The sequence below is a fragment of the Segatella intestinalis genome (assembly GCF_029348455.1).
Taxonomy (GTDB): domain Bacteria; phylum Bacteroidota; class Bacteroidia; order Bacteroidales; family Bacteroidaceae; genus Prevotella.
This window is the reverse complement of sequence record NZ_JARJVV010000001.1, coordinates 1-24,024: the sequence shown is the minus strand read 5'-3', so window position 1 is coordinate 24,024 and position 24,024 is coordinate 1. Positions and strand designations below refer to the sequence as shown.

The window sequence follows — 24,024 nt, the reverse complement described above, 5'->3', positions numbered from 1 at the left end:
CACTCTTCACGCTGATTTTCATTTTTCATTCTTACGATTCCTATCTTCCAGTATCTTGCTCACTGCCACAAATTGATAAATACCTTCATAACAAGCACAAATAAAGCCTTCTATTCCATCGCGGAAACCGCCCTTCTGTATGTAAGCTCTAAAAAATCTAACAAACGGACGATAAAACAAAGCACCTATCCCATAATTTCGGTCTTTCTTCTTTTCTATTTCACTTTCTGTATATTGGTTGATTTTAGCCATACGAGAAGAAATGGAATCGTCGGCAAGATGTACAAATGCCAAATTTTCATTGTTTGAAGGCAATTTATCAATTCGGCCTTGAATAATTGGATCTGCATGAATGATAGCAGGCCAAACAGTACCTTCCTTTATAAAAAAGCGAAGTTGGTAATCAGGATAGAAACAATGCATAAACCGCCCCATAAACTTACTTTTTCTTGGAACATAATATCCCTGGGCAACATCTTCATGAGCTATCAAACCATAAAGATAATCCTTTAACTGCATAGGAACCAACTCATCAGCATCCACTACAAAGACCCATTTATGAGAAGCAGCATCAATAGCAGTTTGGCGTGCGGGCTCACAGATTTGATAGTTGCCACGCGGGAAGACAACAATCTTACATCCATATCGCTTTGCTATGTCGCAAGTATCATCGGTACTTTCCATGTCGCAAATCACTATCTCGTCGAAGTCTTTGACGGTTTCAAGCACTCGTGCCAAATGCTGCGAAGCATTGTAAGTATTGATTACTACTGATATCTTATTATTGCTCATATCCATTTTATCTTTTAATATTTTAATTTTCCCTTCTCAACCAGTCCAACACATACTGTTGCTTGATGCCATCATGGAATATCTGCGGATCGTTGTCAAGCGTCAATAGGTATTTGGGATAATTATCCGGTATGGCTTGCAAGGGTTCCAATTCTCGCTTCATTGTATCCTCATCCCTCACACTAAGTGAAACTTGATAATACGCTTTTCGCTCACCTTGAACAACAACGAAATCTATCTCGGCATCACCTATTTTTCCGACATAGATTTCTCCACCCCGACGCGCCAATTCCAAATAGACGACATTCTCCAACACATGCCCCAAGTCGCCACCCTTGGTACCATTGATGATACTGCGCAAACCAACATCCACAAGATAATACTTCTGTCCTGTCTTCAACAATTGCTTCCCCTTGGCATCATATCTCGGAACAGAATAAAAAATATAACTGTTCGTTAAGGCTGAGATATAGTTTTCTACAGTATGCGAAGCTATTTTTCTTCCCAAAGAAGTCATCGTGTCACTGATACGCTTGATGACGGATATATTGCCAATATTATCGGCCAGAAAACGAACAACGCTCTCCAGCATCATGACATCCGTTATCTTCCTGCGACTCACCACGTCTTTCAGTACTATCGTATTGTACAAACCCGTAAGGTATTCACGCACCATCTCACGGTCATTTTTGATTTGCAAGACATAAGGGAATGAACTCTTCTCGATATATTCACGATAAGCTGCCTCAATATTCGTATCAGAAGGCATAGATTGGAGATATTCATTGAAAGAGAATGGGAACAACTTGATTTCTACATATCTACCAGTAAGTAAAGTTGCTATCTCACCAGACAAGAGATAAGCATTGGAGCCAGTCACATAGAGGTCAACATTATCTAATAAGAATAAGCTGTCTATCGCCTTTTGGAATCCATCCACCATCTGAATCTCATCAAAAAAGAGATAATTCATCTTTCCTGGACAGAGATTCTTCTTGACATACGAGTACAAAGCCTTATAGTTGAGAAATGGCTCATTGTCCAAGTCTTCGAAGTTGAGTTCCTGCACCTGTTGTTCAGACACGCCTTCAACAAGAAGCTTCTCACGAAACATCCTCAAAAGAGATGACTTGCCACAACGACGGATACCAGTCACCACTTTTATTATTTTCTTATCTCTCCATTTCTCCAGAAGAGACATATACTCTGTACGTTCTATCATAAGCAGAAAAAAATGAATTACACTGCAAATATACAAAACTTTCTCAAGAAAAATGAAATGCACTGCATTTTTCTTTCGAAAATACATAAGATTTGCAGCGCGCTGCTATTTCAGTTCCTCTATTGGAAGGAGGTGAAAGAAGGATTTACATCCTTATCAGATAACAACCATATCCTTTCGTGCCTCAAAATCGGCAATAACCTTGATGATGCATTCCGATATGTCGCCCGACACATACGAGAAGTCCTTGCCGGTGCGGATGGCCTTGAGAAAGGAGAGAAGCTCATAGCGCAAGCCCTCACCGTCCAACTGATAGAAATAACGCTTATTGTTCTGCGGATTCTCGTATCTCACCTCAAAGTAATCGGTTTTCCACCAAGGAGCCGGCACATAGATATAGCCCTTGGTGCCTGATATGACAAGCGAGCCTTCCGACTTGACACCCTGCCCCACCTTGAGCGAGGCTACAGCATGAGGATAAACTAAAGAAATCTTCGTAAAGGCATCATACTTCTGATGCTCGTCTAAGAAGTGAGTGGCAATCTGCTTTGAGGTGAAACCTGTTCCCAACAACTGAAAGATGGGCAGGAGCGCTGTAGGACCCCATGCGCAGATGCTGTTCCATTCGTAAAGGCTCTTCTGAGAGTCTTGAGTCGGATCAAAATCCACCAGACTTGTACAGGTGGCATCTACAGAAATGATGTCGCCTATGACGCCTCCCTTTGCCAATAATAGAAGACGATAGTAAGCCACAGAATAAGCCGTCTTGATGGAATCCATGAGCACCAACTTCCTGTCTTTTGCCATCTGTCGCAGTTCTTCCCACTGCTCAGTCTCCATGGTGACTGGCGACTCACAGAGCACGTGCTTCCCCTTCTGCAGCGCCTCCTTGATCTGTGCATAATGCTTCTCGGGAGCCGAAATGACATAGAGCGCATCGCTGTCGTCGAGCAAGTCCTGATAGGATGCAGCCTGCTGGGATGTGCGCTTCAGACTGTCTGAAAGATAAGTGTCGTTCAGGGTAAACACCTTGCCCGACTCAAGTCCATTCACATACTGGCTCTCACGCTCTATCTTGTTGAGTATGGGCGACTCGCCCACCAGTCCTAAGCGCACCACTTGCTGCTCTGAGCGTATCTCTGTGCTCGACACGCCACTGGTCCTATCCAAATACACCACCTGGCAATAGGCTTTAAGATAGTCGAACTTGCCTTTCCAGTCGGAGCCAACCGTAAAGATGTCGACATTCAGGCGCTTGATGTCGTCAATCTTCTGTCCCTCATATTCCTCGATGATAATTTCATCTGCCAGCCCCGTGGCTCTTACAGCCTCCACACGCTCCATGAGCGACTGCTGTACGTTGATCTTTCCACGTTCGCGGTCGAAGGTGTCGGATGTTACTCCCACGATGAGATAATCGCCCAAAGCCTTGGCACGCTCCAAGAGACGAACATGACCGTAATGCAACAGGTCGTAGGTTCCGTATGTGATGACTTTTACCATTATTCTTTGTTTATGGAGTTTTTGTTCAGAGCAGTCCTTTTTGCTGCATGTCCTTGAGTGCATTCACCAAAGTGGTGTTGTCCTCGGGTGAGAGATGTCCGAGATGTCCCACACGGAACACCTTCTCTGCCATGTCTCCACCATTAGGGCAAACCCAGATGCCATACTCATCCTTCAGTTTCTGGAAGATGTCGTAGGCCGACGCATGGAGCGGATGGAGCGGAGTGACAGCATTCGACATCGACTTCGACACGATGGTGAATGGCAAGTCCTTGATCTTGCTTCTGAAGTCTTCTGCCAACATTTTCATTCTGCGGTTCTCGCTCTCCACGCCTCCGTTGCGCTCTATCTCCTTCAGCCGGGCATTGATCTGCAACAATGTTCCGACTGCAGGTGTAAAGGGAGTCTGTCCACGCTCGCCATTCTTCAGGGCATCCTTCAGGTCGAAGTACATCGACTTCACCTGGTTGGCTTCCACTCGCTTCTGAGCCTCAGCATCGAGAACGATAACCGATATGCCCGGAGGACAAGCCAGAGCTTTCTGCGAACCTGTTATCATCACGTTGACGCCCAATGCCTGCATGTCGAATGGATCGGCAAGGAACGAACTGATGGAGTCAACTGCCAAGAACATTTGGTTGCGATGACAGAAGTCGCTGATAATCTTTATGTCGTAGAGAACACCCGTTGAGGTTTCGTGCAAGTTGACAAGGAATCCAGTATAGCCTTGTCCCTCATAGGCGCTCAGCTCTTCGGCTGTCAACGGATTGCCCGTTTCCAACTTGATTTCGGTATAAGGAATGTCGTGTATCTGGCACAGTTGAACGAAACGATGACCGAAGCTACCTCCGTTCACCACCAACAGCTTGTCGGCAGACGTGAAGCAATTCATCACCACAGCCTCCATCGAGGCAGTTCCCGAACCTGTGATAAACACCACGCGGGCATCGTCAGAAGCCTTGGCAAACTCCTTCATCAGCCGTTCGTTCTCCTTCATGGTTTCTGAGAACTCTGCTGTTCTGAAATATGGAACCTGCTCTGCACCGATGGCTCTAACCTCATCGCTTGCCATGACAGGTCCTACTGTAAAATTAAGCATATTTTATTTATCCTTTTTTGATTCTTCCAAATGTTTTGATGCTGGTATATTTACGCCAAAGGTTCAGCTTCCTCTTCTTCGGCACGCCGTGGCGACGTATGTAGTCCTCAGCACCAGCTATCATGCGCTCGCACACCCTGCCGTCCAGATAGGGATCGTAGTTGTCTACTATCCACTGCCGCTTAGCTATAGCCTCAGGGTCGGTCAGGGCATGGTCGTAAGCAGCAATGAGCAGCGACGGCTCGGTGATGTTCTCCCAGTAGATGGCTTTCGAGATTGTGCCCAGCGTGATGACAGGACGCGAGAGCAACAGGAACTCATAGATGGTGGACGACGTGTCGCTGATGAGCACATCCGACATGAGCTGATACTTGGTGACATTCTCGCCCTTGTCGATGAAGATGACATCATTCCTCTGGCTCGCCCAGTCGCGATATTCGTCTACCCATTCCTGTCGGGTCAATGGATGAAACTTCATCAGCACCAAGGCGTTTCGCTCCTCTGCCAGTCTGCCGAGCTGTTCCTTGATGTAAGGCAGCGATGTAAGCTTGGGCGAGAAAGTGGGCGCATAGAGAATGATGGTTTTCTTGCCACTCTGGCTGAGCAACTGCTCACGCTCGGCATCATACTTATGCAGATTGGCCTTGATCCAGTCTTGCTTGGGCCATCCTGTCTCAAGCACCTCGAAGTCGCCATACTTCTTCGACAAAGCCTTAAAATGTGAAGTGAAATAAGGGCCCTGCGTAAAGTATGTATCGAAATATCTGCGTATAATCCAGTGGTCTTTCTTCTCGGCAGCATAGCCATGAAACACCTGTATCTTGACTCCAGGCAGATAGTAGGGGACGATGTTTCCCGGCACGTAGATGGCATCGGGAGAGAAGTCGTAAACCTCCTGTATTGAGCCTGTCCATCTCACCTTATCGGCATACTCAAACTTGTCTATCTTGGGCTGATGAATGTACCACAGCACCTCGTGCGGCAAGTGGTTGGCTGTCACGTATTCCTGTATCGGGTTGAGAATGTCGATGGCATACTTGTTCTCACAAAACAGAACGATTCTCATATCTTTGCTTTTTCTTGTTGTTTACTTCTTTTTGTTGTTCTCATTGGCATACACCAGTCGGTTTTGCGTCATTCGCTCCATGTACGACTGTATGATGGCTTTCACCTGACGCTCCATCTCCTGGCGCACCTTGGGTTCCTTGTCTGCCACGTTGTTCTTCAGCAACAGGTCGGTGCGGAAACGATACATAGCCTTGGTCTTCTGTCCGTCCCACTGCAACAGATAGTCACCCTTCACATACTGATAGAAACCATTGATGTAGTTGACAGCCCATGTGTCCTTGGCTGGCGTGGTGAGCAGGTCGATGCCGAAGCCCACATACTTCTTGTCGTAGCCCAAATAGCTCAGTACCGTAGGCATGATGTCTATCTGCTGGGCGATGGCATCGCGCATGCCAGGCTTAAATTCGCCACTCGGGTCGAAGAAGATGATAGGCGAGCAGAAACCACCTAAGTCGGTCTGATAGTATGCATGGTCGCTCAAGTTGGTGTGGTCGGATGTAATCACAAAGAGCGTATTCTTATACCAAGGCATGGTTTTCGCCTTGTTGAAGAACTTCCGCAGGGCATTGTCGGTATAGCGTATACATTTGTGGATGACGATACCTTCCTCAGGAAAAACCTTCTTATACTCATCAGGTATGACATACGGATGATGCGACGATGCTGTGAAGAGAGCCGTCATGAAAGGCTGCTTCATCTCGCCCATTTTTGTGGCGTAAAACTGCATGAAAGGCTCGTCCCAAATTGCCCATGTGCCATCAAAATCCTTGTCTCCATCAAAGCGCTTGTCTGCATCATATTCTGTACGACCGAAATAATCAGTGAAACCCGTGGTGCGGGCAAAAGCCTGGAACCCCATCGAACCATTCGCGGCTCCATGGAAGAAAGCTGAGTAATAGCCTTCCTTCTTCAGTTCGCCAGCCAGTCCGCTCACATTGTTCATCGAGGCAGGCGTCAGGAAGAATGGTTCCACAAACATTGGAATGCTCGACAAGATACTGGGCATTCCGTCGATGCTCTTTCTACCATTGCAATATGAGTACAGATAAGTGGCACTATGCTGCATCAGCGAGTCAACAAAAGGTGTATAACCCTTATACTTGCCACCATCGAGCCACTTATTGAAGCCGCCAATATATTCTCGTCCGAAACTCTCTATGATGATTACCACAACGTTCTTCTTGCGCTTAACAAGCGTATCAGAAGGATGATGGATAGGCGAATAGATGGCATTGAGTTGCTTTTCTGTATAGTAGTTTGGCACCTCGAAGATGGGCTTGTCGATGGTACGGATAATAGAAAAAGGAGTGTTTAATACAATAGCCGCTTCCTGTGGACGCTCCACATACTGGTTGGCATTGCTGATGGTGATGGGACGCACGGCTGTAGTGAATCCGCCTCGCATACCTGCAACACAGAAAGGCACGAAGACAACAAGACAAACCGTCTGCACGGCATAGTATCTTGCCATAGGTTTCAGTCTGTAGGGACGCTTCACAGCCTCAGGACGCTCGCCCTTGGGCATGCGGTAGAAATACCACAACGCAACTATCAGCACCACGCCGATGAGTACTAAATACCAATGGCGCAAAAGCTCTACACCGAAGATGCTGCCTAAGTTGTTCTCGTTCTTGAACTCAGAGAACACTGTTCCTGTGGTGCGACGGGTTGTGTACTGAAAATACACACAGTCGGTCAGATTGGCCACTATGCTCACGGCATTCACCACGACAAACACCCATTTGGCTACCTTCTGATACAGGGCACTCTCCTTGTAGTGGATGGGGAAAAGCATCAGGAGCGCATAGAGTGCGTTGGTATAAAGAATGGCTGAAGTGTCGAAGAACCAGCCGCCCACGAGCATCTCGCCAAAAGCCTGCCAGGTAAGCGAGTCGGAGAACATACTCCAGTTGACTGCCAGAAACACCAGGCGGCATATTTCATAAACGATGTATACAATCGCCATATTGATGACGAAACAGAGTGGCGAGGTAAACAAATTTCTCTTTAGTCTCACGTTTGTGTTATTTTAGCTGTTTATTACATGTTGTTACAGTTGGCAAAATTACTTAAAAATCATGTAATATACAAATAATTGGCTGCGTATTTTGACTTACCATCGCCATTTCACCTGTATTTCGATATCAGTCTGCGAGGAATCATCTATCTGCTGCAGTCCTGACGAAATACAGTCGCGGTCGAAATACTTGGTACTGCCCACCTTGCAGAGGGCTACGAGATGACTGCCCACATCGGCGCGGGTTGTCAGCACAAGGCGCATGCCACGGCCGAAGAAACTGCCGAAATGTGTGCCGTAGAGCAGTGTGGGCTCGCTGGCATAGATGCGCGCAGCATAGTCGTCGGTACTGAAGTAGCCGGCCATACACGTCAGCCTCAGCCACCGCCATCGGTAGGCTGCTTGCTGGCTTGCCATCCATCCTCGGCTTGCAGCTTCGGGCTCGCGCACATAACTCATGTCGCACTGCGTCTTACAACTCCAGCTTCTGCCCCCATACGTGGCGTAAAATCTGCCTCGCTGGGTCTGATTGTTCTGCTTGTCGCGATAACGGTAACGTGCACCCAACAAGGTTGAGCCCGATGGACGGAAGGTGATACTGAGCAGATTGTCCCAACTGTGCGTGCTGCCCGTGGTGCCAAACTTGGGCCAGGCGAAATAAGCCACATCAGTGTAAGCCGTCACGTTCCATCTGTCGGTAGGCGTCCAGCTGCCGCCCAGATACACGCCACTTTCGTCCTGCACACTGGTTCCGTCGGCAAAGGAACGGGCGTAAAGCGAATAGTAACGATAGGGATAAAAGCGCTGAAGAGCCACCAACGAGAAGCGGTTGGAGAAGACGTAGCTCATGGCGTTGACTGTGGCCACGACCCCACACGAGCCGGTTGCCGTCTCGCCTTGCACCACAAGCCGGGGCGAAACGTAGGAATAGTCTACACTCGCATTCCAGAATGCACTCCCTACAGGTGCAAAACGTTTGTACAACAACTTGCGGTTGGGCGTGAGAGGCAGCGAGAAAGAGTTGTAGAAACCTGTGGCTCCCACATGCAGAGCGCCCCTTCGATAACTCACATTGCCTCCTGCAAGAAAAGCCGACGCCACATCCTTCTTAGCCATCTCGGAGGCGGTGCGGTGCAGTCCTGAGGTGAGAATGGTCTGTATGCCTCCGTCCTTCAGAGTGGCGTCTATCTTGCGATACGACACAAAGCCTGTCACGTCGAGTCCGCGCACTACCGTCACCGTGGCAGCCGCGCCCTGCAGATAGTTGGCTGCATAGCGCGAACTGTGCGCCCTGATCACATTGCTGTTGCGGCCCAGAGCCGAGAGTGTGGACAACTTGCCAAACGAGAAGTCGTTGTTCAGTATCAGTCCCATTCCCTCATGCAGCCTGTAACGGCCCAAGGTGAGGTTTTTCAGCCTGCCCCAACCGCGTATCTGAAGATAAAAAGAATAGAAATCGTAGCCAGTTCCGTTGCCTTTGCTCATGAAGGGTTCGCCAGCATCTTTCGAACCAGTGAAACCCATTTTCACTTTGTCGCTATAACGAAACTGATAGCGCAACCAGTGCTTGTAACGACTCCCCATATAACTGCCGTCGGCATCGCCCTTGCGCTCATACAGGGGCACTTTCACCATGCCCATCAGCTCGTGCTTTCCATATTTAGCAATCTGGCGCAGAGAGGGGAAACTCCTTGTCTTCACCTCACCGACATAGACAAAGCACGTCAACAACTGGCGCTGAGCCCACGACATGCCGTTTATCATGGCAAGCTCGCCCAGGCTCTTCATCGCCCCATAGCGATAGATGTAAGCCTCGATGTCCTCTATCTGCTGGGCGGTGAGAAACGGCAGGCGCTGAAGGTCTTCCGTAGTGGCGGTATTGATGTTGATGGGGTGTTCTGCCAACTCATTCAGCACGTCCTCATATTCCTTCCACGACTGGTCCTCAAAGTCCTCCACATCGCTCAGTTGATCCAGATATTGCTGCCACGGTGTCGCAGCAGTTATCTCCTTCTGAGCCAGGACCATGACCGGCATCAGACATACGAACAAAAGCCAAATTGTCCTCTTCGTCATCTCTTTGGGGCTTTTAGGTTGATATGTAGATTGTCATTATTGTTTAGGTGTGTACGAGAATGCTCTGTACTCCGGACAAAGGTACTGTGAAATAATGAAAAAGAAGAAGAAAATGGCAAATATTTTTCTTTAAATGCAAAAATATCGTTACTTTTGCGCACAGAATAAGAAATCATGAAAATGAGAAGACTTTTACCCATACTGTTTCCAGCTATCCTCGCCGCACACTCCGCGCCTGCCTTGGCGCAGAGCGACGATACTTCCACGCCTCATCCCGAAGACAGGGAGGTGGACATGGATGCACCTACCTTCGACCCCATGGTGAAGGTGGGAAAGGTGCTGATTGGCAAAGACAGCGTACAGTATGTCGAGGTCAACAAGGTGTACGTCTATCCGGAACCCGAGTTCAAGGATGCCAAACAGCGCATGGCTTACAACCGCCTGGTTTACAACATAAAGAAAGTTTTGCCCATCGCCAAGGAAGTAAGACAGATTATTCTGGAAACAGGAGCTTATCTGGAAACACTTCCCAACAAAAAGGCGAAAGACGAGCACATGAAACGAGTGGAAAAAGACATCAAGCGCGAATACACGCCACGCATGAAGAAACTCACCTACGCCCAGGGCAAACTCTGCATCAAACTGGTTTACCGCGAGTGTAACTCATCTTCCTATCAGCTGATACAGGCTTTTCTTGGTCCTATCCGTGCAGGCTTCTATCAGGCTTTTGCCGCCCTCTTTGGTGCCAGCCTTACCAAGAAATACGACCCCAACGGCGTAGACCGACTTACCGAACGTGTGGTAAGACAGGTGGAATCGGGACAGATCTGACTTTTCTATGTATGGAAAGGTCATATACTGTAACACCTTGAAAAGTTAGTCATTTTAGTCATTAGTCATTAGTCATTTTGACACTTTGACACTTTGGAATCGTGGTTTCCTGACTTGCTTCATTTTCTCTTAATGACTAATGACTAAATGACTAAAAAACAGAGAAGAGGATGCTGAAATTCGGTCATTTTGTGTCATGGTCATTTTGTGTCATTTTCGTTTTTAAAGAGAAAAAGTGCTCTATATAACTGAGGCCTCTTAAGCCCCACGGGGGGCATCTATTATGACCAAGGAAGGTCACAATAGACGACCGGCGTCGGTCATCTATTAAGACCCAAAGGAGGCACAATACAGAGCTATGCAGCATGGTGGACAAATGCTACAATATCTCTGCTCAAGATGGGGCTTCCCAACATACGACGAGGAAACTATTCCTCGGTGTAAAGCACCTGAATGACGGTTTGACCCACAGCCTTGAGGGTGTTCTTGTCGAGATGAGCCATGTCGTCGTTCACGGTGTGCCAAGTAGGACCGAAACTGCTCTGCTGGCAGTCGGGATAATAAGGGATGATGTCGATGGTAGGAATCTTCGCCTTCTGGTTGACAGGAATGTGATCGTCGGTAATCATGCCTCCGTCGCTCTTGGGGAAGAAACTGCCATAACCTGCCTGACGGGCTGCACGCCACACCTTATGGACTACCGAAGAAGCATACTGCATGGACATGCCCTCACGATAGAACTGAGCACCCTGTCCGCCCACCATATCGAGCAGAATGCCGTAACGGGGCTGATAATCAGAAGGTTTGTTCTCGCTCCAGTATTGAGCGCCCAAAGCCCAGGAGTCGCCATCGTCCTGAACGTCAGCCCACTGTGGAGTTCCCCAGTCCTCAGTATCGAAGCACACAAAGTCGACTCCTATTTGTGGATTCAACTTTTTGTCGGCCTGCAACTGTCGGGCTATCTCCAACATCACGGCTATGCCGCTGGCTCCATCGTTGGCAGCCATGACCGGCTTGCGCCAGTTGGCACTGTCGGGATCATTGTCTGCCCATGGACGACTGTCCCAATGGGCACACAGAAGGATGCGTGTGGATGCCTGAGGATTGTAATGGGCTATGATGTTGGTGTTCTTGAGTATAGTGCCGTCGTAGCCCTTAAGATCGGCTTTCTGGGTTTCCACCTGACAGCCGAACTGACGGAACTTGCTGACGATCCATTCGCCACAACGCTCGTGCGCTTCGCTGTTCATTGTGCGCGGACCGAACTGACATTGCGCATCACAATAGGCGAAAGCGGAGTCGGCATTGAAGGCTGGACCCACGGGATTGAGTTTCTCGGCCTCTTCCACCTCCTGCACGTCGGGCGACACACTATGGCTCTTGCTATAGGTGTAAGCCCCGGCAGCAATGGCTGCCGCAGCAACAAAGCCCAATATGATTTTCATCTTTTTTGTCATCGTTTAATATTTTCTTCTCTTACAACGTTCTACTTTCTTCATTCTTCACTTAACACTCTCCTGTACCTGCCGCATGACACGAAGCCAGTTGCCGCCCCAAATCTTGGCAATGTCTGTTTCGCTGTACTTGCGGCGCAACAGCTGCTGGGTGAAGAGAATGAGCTCTGAGGAATCGGCAAGTCCGCGAATGCCTCCATCACCATCAAAGTCGGTTCCCAAGCCCACGTGATCGATTCCCACGATGCTGACGGCATGCTCCAGATGGGCAATGGCGTCGAGAATGTCGGCCTCGCCATCCTTGCGCAGGAAACCATGATAGAGCGTAACTTGTGCCACACCTCCACGGGCTGCCAATGCACGAAGCTGATCGTCGGTAAGATTGCGTGGAACATCGCAGAGAGCACGGCAACTGCTGTGACTGCACACGATAGGTGTGCTGCTTATCTGCAGAGCATCGTAGAAACTCTTCTCGGAGGCATGACTCAGGTCGACCATGAGGCCCAGACGGTTCATCTCGCGAATAACCTGCTCACCAAAGTCGCTTACTCCATGATGGGTGTTGCTGCCACGGGCACTGTCACAAATATCATTGTCGCCGTTGTGGCAAAGTGTGATATAGACGATGCCTCGCTGGGCAAAATGCTCCACATTGGCAAGGTCGTGATGAATTGCCAAACCGTTCTCTATGCCGAGCATGATGCTCTTGCGACCAGACTGCTTGTTGGCATACAATTGGGCTGGAGTGCGGGCAAATGCCAGATAATCGGAATTCTGAGCCACGATGTCGCCTATCTTGTCGAAGATGAGGTCGGCATACTGCACAGGCGTCTCTACATCAAACTCCACCTTGCTGCTGAAACTCTCACCTGGCTTGGGTTGCGGCAGATAAGCCACCATCGTAGTGGCGTCCTGCCGACCGTCGGTCATCTTGTGAAGGTCGACAAGGATGCGAGAGTCGCGATGGTCGAACCGGACACCCTGAGGAAAGAACATCGGAGTGTCGCAATGGGTGTCGAGAGTAAGATTGCGGGCATGAAACTGCTTGGCAGCATAGAACTCGTCTGCCCTTTCTACCAGCCAACGGAAGATTTTCTGACCTTCCGCCTCGAGCCATTCTGGATGCCATTGCACACCGAGAATCGACTTGTACTCGCTGCTCTCTATGGCCTCGATGATGTTGTCGGCAGAACGGGCAATGACACGGAAGCGCTTGCCGGGCTGGCTCACAGCCTGATGATGAAACGAATTGACCATGATGCGCTCGCTGCCATATATATTATATAAGGTAGAGTCCTTGACCAAACAGACGCTGTGGGTTGGCTCCGAACGGTCGGCATCCTGACTGTGCTTCACCTGCTGTTCTATATCTTGTTCCACCTTTCCGCCAAGGGCTATCGCCAAGGTCTGTATGCCACGACAGATGCCCAACATAGGAATCTGACGATTGAAGGCAAGGCGAACGAGCAAGAGTTCAGCAAGATCGCGCTCACGATTGATGTTGTGCAGACGAGGCGAAGGCTCCTCGCCCATCCACAAAGGGTTATGGTCGCCACCGCCCGTCAGAATGAGTCCGTCCAACTGCTGGAGGGTATTGATGATGACGGCTGTGTCGGCCACTGGAGGAACGATGACCGGCACTCCGCCAGCCTCGACCACCTGCTTGTAATAACGTTCACGAAGCGTAGCGTCGATGCCCTCGTAATTGGCAGTAAGGCCTATGAGGGGACGATGCTTCGCTTCGGGAAAGGCGGAGTACACACCCTGCAGGTGCGACTCCAAATCAAAGTTTTCCATTTATTCGTCTTCCAAAATAACAGGTATCTCACGCTTGATGCTCTGCTCCAGAGAGATGAGAGTCTCAGTGGAAACGACACCAGGGATGGCCTGCAACTTATTGTTGAGCAAATCCATGAGCTGCTCGTTATCGCGGGCATAGAGTTTAAGAAGCATGGTATAGGAACCAGTGGTGAAATGGCACTCCACGATTTCGGGGATGTTGAGCAGACGCTCCACCACCTTCTTGTACATGTTGCCTCGCTCGAGGTTGATACCGACATAGGTGCAGGTGGAATAACCCAAGCTCTTGGGGTTGACATCGAAACCGCTGCCGGTGATGTAACCATCCTCTACCAAGTGCTGCACACGCTGATGAATGGCTGCACGCGACACACCACACTCTGCTGCTACGTCCTTGAAAGGTATGCGGGCATTCTTAGACAAGATGCCCAGGATTTTTCTGTCAAGATTATCAATTTTATCCATTCTTTATGTTTTTAATGTCGTTATTTCATCTTTGTGGCCATGATAATACAATATGGTCCAAGCACTTCTTACAATTTTTATTTATTCAGTTTCCAGGTTACACCATCCTTGGTGTCCTTCACCTCGAAACCTGCCTCAGCAAGGGCATCGCGAATTTGGTCGCTGGTAGCCCAGTCTTTGTCAGCCTTGGCCTTGGCACGCAGGTTGAGCACCATGTCGACAACCTTGCCGTAAGCTTCCTCACGGGCATCATTATTGGCACCCTTCTCGCTCTTCAGACCCAAGAGGTCGAAGGTGAAAAGACGCATGGTGTCAGAAAGTTCCTTCAAGTCGTCGGCAGAGATATTGGCCTTATGGTCAAGGGCGGTATTGATGACATGACATGCCTCGAAGAGATAACTGATGACAAGCTGTGTCTGGAAGTCGTCGTTCATCGCATCATAGCAACGCTGGCGCAACTCGCCCACAAACTTCTTCACCTGTTCGTCGCTCTGCTTGGCTACAGGCACACGCTCAAGGTCGTTCAAGCCATTCATCAAGCGCTCCAGTCCTTTCTGACTTGCCTTCAGGGCATCGTTGGAGAAATCGACGGTGCTGCGATAGTGGGCTGAGAGGATGAAGAAACGGATGGTCATAGGCGAATAAGCCTGCTCCAGACTCTTATGGGCGCCAGTGAAGAACTGCTCAAGCGTAATGAAGTTGCCGAGGCTCTTGCCCATCTTCTGTCCGTTGATGGTAATCATGTTGTTGTGCATCCAGTAGTGAACCATCTGGTCGCCCTGCGAAGCCACAGCCTGCGCTATCTCGCACTCATGATGAGGGAAGATGAGGTCCATGCCGCCTCCGTGAATATCGAAATGGCTGCCCAGATATTTTCTGCCCATAGCAGTACACTCGCAATGCCAGCCGGGGAAACCATCGCTCCAAGGACTTGGCCAGCGCATGATGTGCTCGGGCGAAGCCTTCTTCCAAAGGGCAAAGTCGGCCTGATTTTTCTTCTCGCCGATACCGGCAAGTTCACGGCTCTCGTTGATGACATTCTCTAAGTTGCGACCCGAAAGAATGCCATACTTATGGTCTTTGTTATACTTCTCTATATCGAAATAGATAGAGCCATTGCTCTCGTAGGCATAACCGTTGTCGAGAATCTCCTGCACCAGCTTCTCCTGCTCGATGATATGACCCGTGGCATGAGGCTCAATGCTTGGGGGAAGCACATTGAGTGCCTCCATCGCATCGTGATAGCGGTTGGTGTAGTACTGGGCTATCTCCATTGGCTCCAACTGCTCCAGTCGTGCCTTCTTCTCTATCTTGTCGTCGCCCTCATCGGCATCGTGCTCCAGGTGTCCCACATCGGTAATGTTGCGCACATAGCGCACCTTGTATCCCAAATGCTTGAGATAACGAAAAAGAATATCGAAAGTAATGGCAGGACGCGCATGACCAAGATGCGGGTCGCCATACACAGTGGGGCCACAAACGTACATGCCTACATTGGGGGCATGAAGCGGTGTAAATCTCTCCTTTGTGCGGGTGAGGGTGTTATAGATCAATAGTTTCTGTTCCATATTTTATAACGCTTTTTCTTTTTTGTTTATTATGTTGCAAAGTTAGTGTTTTTTTTCGATTAATCAGTCAATTTGCTAACAAAATGTTGCTATAATCGTTAAAATCTTCTTAAACTGCCATAAAACACTCACCTAATGATAGTTTATCGCAAAAAGAATTAAAGCAATAAAGTTATAGGGAATAAAGCATACAATGACAACATTACAGCACTTATTTTTGCATAAAGCAGAAAATAATCGTATATATATACAACAAAGATAACTAAATAACCTTTTATTTGCATAAAACTAACAAAAAGTTATTTTGTTTTAAAAGATTTGTGTAACTTTGCAACCCAAACATCAAAGATTTAAACATAAAGAAAAAATGGCATACACAAGGCTGACAGCTGCCGAAGCAGCAGCTATGATCAAGGATCAAGACAACATCGGACTGAGTGGATTTACTCCTAACGGCGTACCAAAGGCTACTTTCCGAGAACTCTCTAAGAGAGCCATCGCCGAACACGAGGCTGGACGCCCGTTCCAGGTGGGAATCCTGACTGGTGCCTCTACATCGCAGAGCATCGAAGGCGACATGGCTGCAGCCAACGCCATCAAGTTCCGTGCGCCATTTTCGACCAATAAAGACTTCCGCACGCATACCAACATGGGCGAGATAGACTATGAGGATATGCACTTAGGGCACATGGCTGAGCGTCTGCGCCGCGGCTTCTATGGAGAAATAGACCTTGCCATCATCGAGGTTTCCGACCTGGAGGAGGGCGAAACTACCTGCAAGGCTTTCCTCACATCGGCTGGCGGCATCGTGCCCACCATCGTGCGTCTCGCCAAAAAGGTGCTCATCGAGAAGAATTCATTCCATAGCCCTGCATCTCGATTTCTGCACGACGTGTATGAAATTGCAGAATGCCCATTCCGCAAACCTATTCCAATACTGAATGTAGGCGACAGAATAGGAAAAGAGTATGTAGAAATAGATGCAAGAAAAATTGTGGGAGTGGTGGAATGCAATATTCCGGAAGAGGCACGAGCCTTCAAACCTCTCGACCCTGTGACAGAACAGATGGGACACAACGTTGCCGACTTTCTGGTATCAGACCTGAAGAAGGGACATATTCCTCCACAGTTCCTGCCGCTGCAGAGCGGTGTGGGAGTCACTTCGAATGCTGTTCTGGAGGCATTAGGACAAAATCCGAACGTGCCGGTATTCAGCGTTTACACCGAAGTGGTACAAGATGCGGTGGTGAAATACATGCGTGAGGGAAGAATCAAGGACGCTTCATGCTCGTCGCTCACCGTGACCAACGATACATTGAAAGAAGTGTACAACGACATCGACTACTTCAAACAGCACCTCACCATCCGGCAGAGCGAGATAAGCAACTCGCCAGAGGTGATTCGCCGACTGGGAGTCATCGCCATGAACACCGCCATAGAATGCGACATTTATGGCAACGAGAACTCAAGCCACATCTGTGGAAGCAAGTTGATGAACGGAATCGGAGGAAGCTGCGACTACGAACGAAACGGATTCATATCGATCTTCACCACACAGAGCACCACCAAGAACGGCTGCATCTCAGCCATTGTGCCTATGTGCAGCCATGTGGACAGCACGGAGCACGATGTGGACGTCATTGTGACTGAACAGGGCGTTGCTGACCTGCGAGGAAAGGGTCCGCTGCGCAGAGCTAAAGAGATTATCGAGAATTGTGCTCATCCCGACTACCGACCCATGCTGCGCGAATACCTGAAGCTGGCAGAGAAGGGACACGAACCTCAGAGCATGAGGGCTGCGCTCGCCATGCACGACACCTTCCTGAAGAAGGGCGATATGCGACTCACCGACTTCGGGGAATATCTGAAATAAAACAGACAAAGCAGATGATGAAGATTTAAACAAAAAGAGCTTGATGAGCGGACCGATATCGGCCATTCATCAAGTTCTTTGCTTTTATGCTTCTGTTTCTACAGAATTCTCTTAGTGAGGAATTTAAACCGTCACTTAGTTTACTTTCTTCTCTTGGCAACAGCCTTCTTGGCTGGAGTCAATTTCTTGGCAGAAACAACTTTCTTGGCTGCAGCTGTCTTGTCGCTCACTTCTGTGGCTGGCTGAGCTTCCTTAACCTCTGGCTTTACGATGCTTACCAACTCCAGGTCGAACACCAAAGTAGAATAAGGAGGAATCTGACCAGCACCACGCTCGCCATAAGCCAACTCCTGAGGAATGTAAATTTCCCACTTACTGCCTACAGGCATCATCGTCAAGGCTTCAGTCCAGCCCTTGATAAGACGGCCGGCATTAAACTTGTCTGTCTTGGCACCATGATGCTTGGAAGTGGCATCAAACACTGTGCCGTCGAGCATACGACCCTCATAGATGACCTCTACCTCATCGCTCGCCTTAGGGACTTCGCCATTGCCTTCCTTCAGCACCTTGTACTGCAAACCGCTTGGAGTAACCTTCACGCCTTCTTTCTTGGCATTCTCTGTCAACCAACGCTTGCCGGCACCCATCAGCACATCTTCTGTATACTCAGCTGCCTTGGCAGGAGTGAAGAAAGTGGTGTCCTTAGAAAGTGTGGCAACAAAACCCTGATTGAACAAGTCGGCAACAATAGAATCCTTGCTCGACTTAAACTCCTTCTGTGTGGCAGGAAGAATACGGTTCTTCGCCATCTGGGCAATGAGAATACCTGCAGCATAAGCCACATCCTGAGGAGTATTGCCACGCTGGAAAGCCTCGCTGTAACCCTTCACAAAATCGCTCATATAGGCTGTATCAACCTGATAAGCCTGCTGAAGATAAGGTATCAAACCCTGATTGCTTGCTTTCATTCCGGCAGCATAGCTCAACGAGTCGGAAACTGAAGCCAACACTACTGCAGACGCGGCTGGCTTCTTGGCCTTGTCCTTTTTCTTACCCTTGCCTGCAGCACTCGCCGTAAACAAAGAAGCACTCGCCACGAGGACGAGCGCTGTCATTATCATTTTATTCATATTTCTCGAAAGTCCTCTTTATTATTGAGTCTCTTAAAGGATTTTACTTGGCACCAAGTGAAACCAACTCTATCTTGAAGATAAGAGCAGAGAATGGCTTAATCTGAGCCTGCTCACGCTCGCCGTAAGCCAATTGCTGAGGAATGTAAACCTCCCAAACTGAACCTACAGGCATGCGAACCAAAGCCTCTGTCCAGCCCTTGATAACCTGATTGGCACGAAGGGTAACGGCATCGCCACGCTTATAAGAAGAATCGAATACCTTGCCATCAATGGTCTTGCCCTCATAATTTACCTTTACCAAAGAAGTGTCCTTAGGCATTGGACCATTTCCCTCCTTGATTACCTTGTACTGAAGACCTGAAGGAAGTGTTACCACACCCGGCTTCTTCTTGTTGGCAGCGAGGAATTTCTCACCAGCCTGCTTGTTAGGACCATACTGCTTCTCCATAGCCTTAGCCTTGATAGCCATCATCTTGGCCTGAGCCACCTGCTGAGCCTGCTCTACTGTCATCAAGCCCTTCTTGCCTGTAGTACCGGTGATGAAACCAGCCATAAAGTTCTTCAAAGAGATTGTCTGGGTAGAGTCATTGCCAAACACTTCGTGGTTAATACCCTTTACCATCTGGTTGCTAATCTGCTGACCAATCTGAATACCAGCATAGTAAGCTGCCTTCTTCTTGTCGTCGCCAGCATTGGCACCATCATTCAGACCCTTGATAAAATCGTCCATGTAAGCTGTATCCACGCCCATACGTTCTACCAAGAACTCCTTCAAGCCCTGAGTTTGAGACATACCCATGGCATAACTCATTGTGTCGACATCGTTCTTGAGGTCTGCCTTAGGAGTTGAGTTGCCGCAAGCTACAAATGTAGCTGCTGCACAAGCCACAACGGCTCCGAAAAATAACTTTTTCATTGTTTTCTTTATGTTTTAATCTTAATTCTCGTTTACTTTACTGCTACAAGCTCTACATCAAAAATCAATGCTGAGAATGGAGGAATAGCAGCACCTGCGCCACGCTCGCCATAACCCAACTGATAAGGAATGAAGAAGCGGTACTTGGCACCCTCGGTCATGAGCTGAAGGCCCTCGGTCCAACCTGCGATAACCTGATTCAATGGGAAGGTGGCAGTCTGACCACGGTCATAAGAGCTGTCAAACTTGGTTCCGTCGATGAGAGTTCCCTCATAGTGGCACTCCACCTGATCGGTAGCCTTAGGAGCCTTGCCGTTTCCTTCACGCAAAACCTGATATTGCAAACCACTCTTGGTGGTGATGATGCCTTCCTTCTTACCATTCTCGGCGAGGAACTTTTCACCAGCTTCCTTGGCTACTTTGCCCTTCTCGGCTGCTGCTGCCTGAGCCTTAGCCTCCTGAGCGGCGAAGAAATTCTGAACCAACTCCTGTGCCTCCTGCTCACTAATCTGCAACTTGCCAGCAATGGCGTCCTTGACCGCCTGAGCAAAATCATCGATGTTTAATGTCTCTGCACCCATCGATGCCAACTGGCGACCAATGCCAATACCCAAAGCGTAACTTACTTTGTCCATAAATCTATCTATAAAAGTTTTTTGTTATTAATATTCTTATTTTACTTTAAAACGAGTGCAAAGATAACATTTTTCTTACTCATAACGATGCTATTTGCAGAAAAATTGCTATTTTTGTGCATTCTTAATAAAAGATTTATGAAGAAACTCGTATTTTTAACAGGTGCCGGCATGTCGGTGGAAAGCGGATTCAAGACTTTCCGGGGCAATGATGGATTGTGGGAGAACTATCCTGTGGAACAGATAGCCACCCACGAAGGCTGGGAGGCCGACCCAACCTTAGTGACCAACTTCTATAATATGCTGCGCAAGAAACTGTACGCGGCAAAGCCCAACGAGGGACATAAGCTCATCAAGGAGCTGGAGAACAACTTCGAGGTAACCGTGATTACGCAGAACGTGGACAACCTGCACGAGAAGGCTGGCTCAAGCCATGTCATACATCTGCATGGAGAACTGAGTAAGGTTTGTTCTGCACAAAATCCATACGATCCTCGATATATTCAGGAACTGCCCGAAGACAACTGCGAAATCAAACCTGGCACACTGGCTGGAGACGGAAGTCTGCTGCGACCCTTCATTGTCTTTTTCGGAGAGAGTGTGCCAATGATAGAACCTGCAGCCAAAGCTGTACAGCAAGCTGACATTTTCGTCATCATCGGAACTTCGCTCAATGTCTATCCTGCTGCGGGATTGATTTCATACACCAAGCCCAACATACCGATCTACTTGATTGACCCAAGCGCTGTCAGCACGAACGGATACTACAAGATTGAGCATATCATGAAGGGGGCTTCCGAAGGAATGAAAGATTTAAAGGACATATTGCTGAAATAGTGAAAACAAAACTACTTTGAGCATCAGTTTCTAAAACTCTATACCTTAAACATCCCCCTTATTATTAAAACAACCCCCTTAACTATTAAAATAAGAAAAACTATGGGAAAAGGAAAAAAAGGAGGCAAAAGAATGAACAAGGCACAGCTTACTGAGAAGCTGCACGATTTCTTTGCCAGTCAGCCAGGCGTCACTCTCAGTTTCAAGGAAATTTTCCGTGCCCTGCATCTTGATACACATCCTCTGAAGATGTTGGCTATCGACATCATGGAGGAAATGGCATGGGACGATTATCTCGCCAAAGTAAGTGACAACTCATACAGGCTCAACCAGAGCATTCAGGTCATGGAGGGAAAGTTTGTGCGAAAACCAAATGGTAAGAACTCAGTAATACCTGAAGGAAGCGAGAAACCGATCTTTGTGTCGGAACGAAACTCAATGGGTGCTCTCAGCGGCGACATGGTGGAATTTACGTTCCTCGCACGACGCAAGAACCACATCAAGGAGGCACAGGTCAACAGAATCATAGAACGTGCCAAGGACAGCTTCGTGGGACGACTGAAAGTAGATAAGGATATCGCTTATCTGGTAACACCAAGTGATGTGTTTGCTCACAACATCATCATTCCTAAACGAAAGTTGAAAGGTGGAAAAACTGACGACAAGGCCGTGGTACGCATCATAGAATGGCCAGACGGAGAAAACAAAAGCCCCATCGGAGAAGTGGTGGATGTGCTGGGACAGAAGGGCGACAACGATGTGGAGATGAACTCTATCTTAGCCCAATACGGATTGCCATACAAGTATCCTAAAAACGTAGAGGATGCTGCCAACAAAATTACTGGCGAAATCACAGAGCAAGATTATAAGGAAAGAGAAGACTTCAGGGATGTGTTCACTTGCACAATAGACCCTAAGGACGCAAAAGACTTCGACGACGCACTCAGTATACAGAAACTGGACAACGGAAACTGGCAGGTGGGTGTGCACATTGCTGACGTTTCACACTACGTCACAGAAGGAAGTATCATAGACAAGGAAGCTGTGAAGCGTGCCACATCTGTCTATCTCGTTGACCGCACCATCCCTATGTTGCCAGAACGACTCTGCAACTTCATCTGCTCTCTGCGACCCGACGAGGAGAAACTGGCTTACAGTGTTATCTTCGAACTCGACAATAATGCAGAAGTAAAGAACTACCGAATCGTTCATACTGTCATCAAGAGTAACCGACGCTATAAATATGAAGAGGTTCAAGAATTACTGGAAGCCAATGGAGTTGTCGACGGAACTGGAGAACCGGCACCAGCAGAAACCAAGCAACATCCTTATCAGGGAGAAAATGCGCTGCAGCTCATCACACTCGACAGACTGGCTAAGAAACTCCGTGCAGCACGATTCAAGAACGGAGCCGTGAAGTTCGACCGCGAGGAATTGCACTTCGATGTTGACGAAAAGGGGAAACCTATAAGCTGCTATTTCAAACGCTCTAAGGATGCCAACAAACTTGTAGAGGAATTCATGCTCCTTGCCAACCGCACAGTGGCAGAAAGCATCGGAAAGACAAAGAAAGGCAAGAAGTCTAAAACCCTGCCTTACCGTATACACGACAATCCGGATCCACAGAAACTGGAAACACTGCGCGAGTTTGTCGTAAAGTTCGGCTATAAGATGAAAACGGAAGGAACAAAGGGAGCCACGGCAAAGAGCCTGAACAAACTGATGGCCGACTGTGAGGGGAAACCTGAAAACAACCTTATTCAGATGGTTGCTCTGCGAGCCATGATGAAGGCAAAATACTCAGTACACAACATCGGACACTTTGGTTTGGCTTTTGAGTATTACACGCACTTTACTTCTCCTATACGCCGTTATCCCGACACGATGGTGCATCGTTTACTGACCAAGTATGCTGCTGGTGGAAGAAGCGCCAACGAAAAGCATTACGAAGAACTCTGCGAACATTGCTCTGAAATGGAACAGATAGCACAGAATGCGGAACGAGACAGCATCAAATACAAAATGGTAGAATTTATGGGCGATAAGCTCGGAGAGGAATTTGATGCACACATTAGTGGAATAACAAGCTATGGTATCTATGCAACAATAGACGAAAATCACTGCGAAGGTATGATTCCTATGCGAGACATCGCAGACGACTATTACGACTTCGACGAAAGAAACTTCTGCTTGGTAGGGCGTCGCCATCACAATAAATATCAGTTAGGTGATGAAATCCGCATCAAGGTGGCTCAAGCCAACCTCGAAAAGAAACAACTCGACTTCACTCTGGCTGGAGATTCTGCTCCTGTTCGCAAAGAAAAGCCTGCGGCAAGCTCATCATCTAAAAGAACTAAGAAGTCTAAGCAGAAGACACGCAATCATCGTAAAAACAAATAATCTCTCAATATCATACTGGGCTAACCGTCATGGTTAGTCCAGTTTTTTATTAATCCCGTACCTATCATCAAGAAACGCACAAAATTCTGCGTAATCAAGGACCGAACTAATCTAAATCTGTGATATTAAATATCCCCATTAAATTTATATTAAAGAAAGAATCAGTACCATTAGTGAATGTAGGAAAAAGAAAAGGAAAAAGAAAAAGCAACGAAAAAGCCTCAGGAATCTTTCGAAACCTGAGGCCTTGATGAAAAAAGGAGGCGGCTACCTACTCTCCCGCATTGCATTGCAGTACCATCGGCGCAAGTGGGCTTAACTTCTCTGTTCGGAAT

The 24,024-nt window shown here is 48.1% G+C and carries 18 protein-coding genes and 1 rRNA gene; 4 read left to right on the top strand and 15 right to left on the bottom strand.

The annotated features are described in order from the left end of the window. Window positions 1-18: 18 nt before the first annotated feature. From P3T48_RS00090 to P3T48_RS00060, 7 genes are all read right to left on the bottom strand, one after another. On the bottom strand, window positions 19-792 hold the full coding sequence (locus P3T48_RS00090; RefSeq protein WP_022252482.1) for a glycosyltransferase family 2 protein: 774 nt from the start codon (window positions 790-792) through the stop codon (window positions 19-21). Between the two features lie 22 nt (window positions 793-814). Beyond that, window positions 815-2,014, bottom strand: coding sequence for an ATP-binding protein (locus P3T48_RS00085; RefSeq protein WP_276505155.1), 1,200 nt, complete (start codon window positions 2,012-2,014; stop codon window positions 815-817). A 156-nt stretch (window positions 2,015-2,170) separates the two neighbouring features. Further along, window positions 2,171-3,517, bottom strand: coding sequence for an adenylyltransferase/cytidyltransferase family protein (locus P3T48_RS00080; RefSeq protein WP_276505154.1), 1,347 nt, complete (start codon window positions 3,515-3,517; stop codon window positions 2,171-2,173). Window positions 3,518-3,542: 25 nt separating this feature from the next. Next, window positions 3,543-4,616, bottom strand: a complete 1,074-nt coding sequence (locus P3T48_RS00075; protein WP_276505153.1) for a pyridoxal-phosphate-dependent aminotransferase family protein — start codon at window positions 4,614-4,616, stop codon at window positions 3,543-3,545. A gap of 7 nt (window positions 4,617-4,623) precedes the next feature. Further along, window positions 4,624-5,682, bottom strand: a complete 1,059-nt coding sequence (locus P3T48_RS00070) for a CDP-glycerol glycerophosphotransferase family protein (RefSeq protein WP_158462861.1) — start codon at window positions 5,680-5,682, stop codon at window positions 4,624-4,626. Between the two features lie 21 nt (window positions 5,683-5,703). After that, complete coding sequence (locus P3T48_RS00065; protein WP_276505299.1) at window positions 5,704-7,650, bottom strand: LTA synthase family protein; 1,947 nt, start codon at window positions 7,648-7,650, stop codon at window positions 5,704-5,706. 147 nt (window positions 7,651-7,797) lie between these two features. Then, the gene (locus tag P3T48_RS00060) at window positions 7,798-9,777 is read right to left on the bottom strand and encodes a helix-hairpin-helix domain-containing protein (protein WP_276505152.1); all 1,980 of its coding nucleotides are present in this window, start codon (window positions 9,775-9,777) and stop codon (window positions 7,798-7,800) included. A 180-nt stretch (window positions 9,778-9,957) separates the two neighbouring features. Between P3T48_RS00060 and P3T48_RS00055 the strand changes: the two genes are divergently transcribed. Further along, window positions 9,958-10,608 carry a DUF4294 domain-containing protein gene (locus tag P3T48_RS00055; protein WP_443217150.1) on the top strand — a complete coding sequence of 217 codons (651 nt, stop codon included), beginning with the start codon at window positions 9,958-9,960 and terminating at the stop codon, window positions 10,606-10,608. Between the two features lie 428 nt (window positions 10,609-11,036). Here the strand turns inward: P3T48_RS00055 and P3T48_RS00050 are convergent, their stop codons facing one another. From P3T48_RS00050 to cysS, 4 genes are all read right to left on the bottom strand, one after another. Continuing rightward, on the bottom strand, window positions 11,037-12,053 hold the full coding sequence (locus tag P3T48_RS00050; RefSeq protein WP_276505150.1) for a M28 family peptidase: 1,017 nt from the start codon (window positions 12,051-12,053) through the stop codon (window positions 11,037-11,039). A gap of 57 nt (window positions 12,054-12,110) precedes the next feature. Further along, window positions 12,111-13,859 (bottom strand): membrane dipeptidase, encoded by a 1,749-nt coding sequence (locus P3T48_RS00045; protein ID WP_276505149.1) that lies wholly within the window; start codon window positions 13,857-13,859, stop codon window positions 12,111-12,113. Continuing rightward, window positions 13,860-14,327: an Lrp/AsnC family transcriptional regulator gene (locus P3T48_RS00040; RefSeq protein WP_022252473.1), complete on the bottom strand. Its 468-nt coding sequence runs from the start codon at window positions 14,325-14,327 to the stop codon at window positions 13,860-13,862. Between the two features lie 77 nt (window positions 14,328-14,404). Continuing rightward, window positions 14,405-15,895, bottom strand: a complete 1,491-nt coding sequence (gene cysS, locus P3T48_RS00035) for a cysteine--tRNA ligase (RefSeq protein WP_158462856.1) — start codon at window positions 15,893-15,895, stop codon at window positions 14,405-14,407. A gap of 367 nt (window positions 15,896-16,262) precedes the next feature. On the opposite strand from cysS, the gene P3T48_RS00030 reads away from it, so the two are divergent. Then, complete coding sequence (locus P3T48_RS00030; protein WP_276505148.1) at window positions 16,263-17,768, top strand: butyryl-CoA:acetate CoA transferase; 1,506 nt, start codon at window positions 16,263-16,265, stop codon at window positions 17,766-17,768. A gap of 140 nt (window positions 17,769-17,908) precedes the next feature. Here P3T48_RS00030 and bamJ (P3T48_RS00025) read toward each other — a convergent pair whose 3' ends face one another. The 3 genes from bamJ (P3T48_RS00025) to bamJ (P3T48_RS00015) are packed head-to-tail and all read right to left on the bottom strand — an operon-like array spanning window position 17,909 to window position 20,452. Further along, window positions 17,909-18,898 carry a BamJ family beta-barrel-assembly machinery protein gene (bamJ, locus tag P3T48_RS00025; protein WP_276505147.1) on the bottom strand — a complete coding sequence of 330 codons (990 nt, stop codon included), beginning with the start codon at window positions 18,896-18,898 and terminating at the stop codon, window positions 17,909-17,911. A gap of 43 nt (window positions 18,899-18,941) precedes the next feature. Next, the gene (gene bamJ / locus P3T48_RS00020; RefSeq protein WP_276505145.1) at window positions 18,942-19,817 is read right to left on the bottom strand and encodes a BamJ family beta-barrel-assembly machinery protein; all 876 of its coding nucleotides are present in this window, start codon (window positions 19,815-19,817) and stop codon (window positions 18,942-18,944) included. 32 nt (window positions 19,818-19,849) lie between these two features. Continuing rightward, entirely contained in the window at window positions 19,850-20,452 is a 603-nt protein-coding gene (bamJ, locus tag P3T48_RS00015) for a BamJ family beta-barrel-assembly machinery protein (protein WP_022252467.1), read from the bottom strand. 138 nt (window positions 20,453-20,590) lie between these two features. Here bamJ (P3T48_RS00015) and P3T48_RS00010 point away from each other — a divergent pair, with 138 nt between their 5' ends. Beyond that, window positions 20,591-21,289, top strand: a complete 699-nt coding sequence (locus tag P3T48_RS00010) for an NAD-dependent deacylase (RefSeq protein ID WP_276505144.1) — start codon at window positions 20,591-20,593, stop codon at window positions 21,287-21,289. Window positions 21,290-21,391: 102 nt separating this feature from the next. Beyond that, window positions 21,392-23,689 carry a ribonuclease R gene (rnr, locus tag P3T48_RS00005; protein WP_158462852.1) on the top strand — a complete coding sequence of 766 codons (2,298 nt, stop codon included), beginning with the start codon at window positions 21,392-21,394 and terminating at the stop codon, window positions 23,687-23,689. 258 nt (window positions 23,690-23,947) lie between these two features. On the opposite strand, the gene rrf is transcribed toward rnr, so the two are convergent. Further along, window positions 23,948-24,024, bottom strand: a 5S ribosomal RNA gene (gene rrf / locus P3T48_RS14355); the annotation flags it as partial.

Excerpts from the sequence above, each read along its gene's own strand:
- cysS (WP_158462856.1), bottom strand. The coding sequence starts at position 15,895 with ATGGAACAGAAACTATTGATCTATAACACCCTCACCCGCACAAAGGAG.
- P3T48_RS00060 (WP_276505152.1), bottom strand. The coding sequence starts at position 9,777 with ATGACGAAGAGGACAATTTGGCTTTTGTTCGTATGTCTGATGCCGGTC.
- P3T48_RS00070 (WP_158462861.1), bottom strand. The coding sequence starts at position 5,682 with ATGAGAATCGTTCTGTTTTGTGAGAACAAGTATGCCATCGACATTCTC.
- rnr (WP_158462852.1), top strand. The coding sequence starts at position 21,392 with ATGGGAAAAGGAAAAAAAGGAGGCAAAAGAATGAACAAGGCACAGCTT.
- P3T48_RS00045 (WP_276505149.1), bottom strand. The coding sequence starts at position 13,859 with ATGGAAAACTTTGATTTGGAGTCGCACCTGCAGGGTGTGTACTCCGCC.
- P3T48_RS00010 (WP_276505144.1), top strand. The coding sequence starts at position 20,591 with ATGAAGAAACTCGTATTTTTAACAGGTGCCGGCATGTCGGTGGAAAGC.
- P3T48_RS00065 (WP_276505299.1), bottom strand. The coding sequence starts at position 7,650 with ATGGCGATTGTATACATCGTTTATGAAATATGCCGCCTGGTGTTTCTG.
- bamJ (WP_022252467.1), bottom strand. The coding sequence starts at position 20,452 with ATGGACAAAGTAAGTTACGCTTTGGGTATTGGCATTGGTCGCCAGTTG.
- P3T48_RS00030 (WP_276505148.1), top strand. The coding sequence starts at position 16,263 with ATGGCATACACAAGGCTGACAGCTGCCGAAGCAGCAGCTATGATCAAG.
- bamJ (WP_276505147.1), bottom strand. The coding sequence starts at position 18,898 with ATGAATAAAATGATAATGACAGCGCTCGTCCTCGTGGCGAGTGCTTCT.
- P3T48_RS00085 (WP_276505155.1), bottom strand. The coding sequence starts at position 2,014 with ATGATAGAACGTACAGAGTATATGTCTCTTCTGGAGAAATGGAGAGAT.
- P3T48_RS00075 (WP_276505153.1), bottom strand. The coding sequence starts at position 4,616 with ATGCTTAATTTTACAGTAGGACCTGTCATGGCAAGCGATGAGGTTAGA.
- P3T48_RS00090 (WP_022252482.1), bottom strand. The coding sequence starts at position 792 with ATGAGCAATAATAAGATATCAGTAGTAATCAATACTTACAATGCTTCG.
- P3T48_RS00080 (WP_276505154.1), bottom strand. The coding sequence starts at position 3,517 with ATGGTAAAAGTCATCACATACGGAACCTACGACCTGTTGCATTACGGT.
- P3T48_RS00055 (WP_443217150.1), top strand. The coding sequence starts at position 9,958 with ATGAGAAGACTTTTACCCATACTGTTTCCAGCTATCCTCGCCGCACAC.
- bamJ (WP_276505145.1), bottom strand. The coding sequence starts at position 19,817 with ATGAAAAAGTTATTTTTCGGAGCCGTTGTGGCTTGTGCAGCAGCTACA.
- P3T48_RS00040 (WP_022252473.1), bottom strand. The coding sequence starts at position 14,327 with ATGGATAAAATTGATAATCTTGACAGAAAAATCCTGGGCATCTTGTCT.
- P3T48_RS00050 (WP_276505150.1), bottom strand. The coding sequence starts at position 12,053 with ATGAAAATCATATTGGGCTTTGTTGCTGCGGCAGCCATTGCTGCCGGG.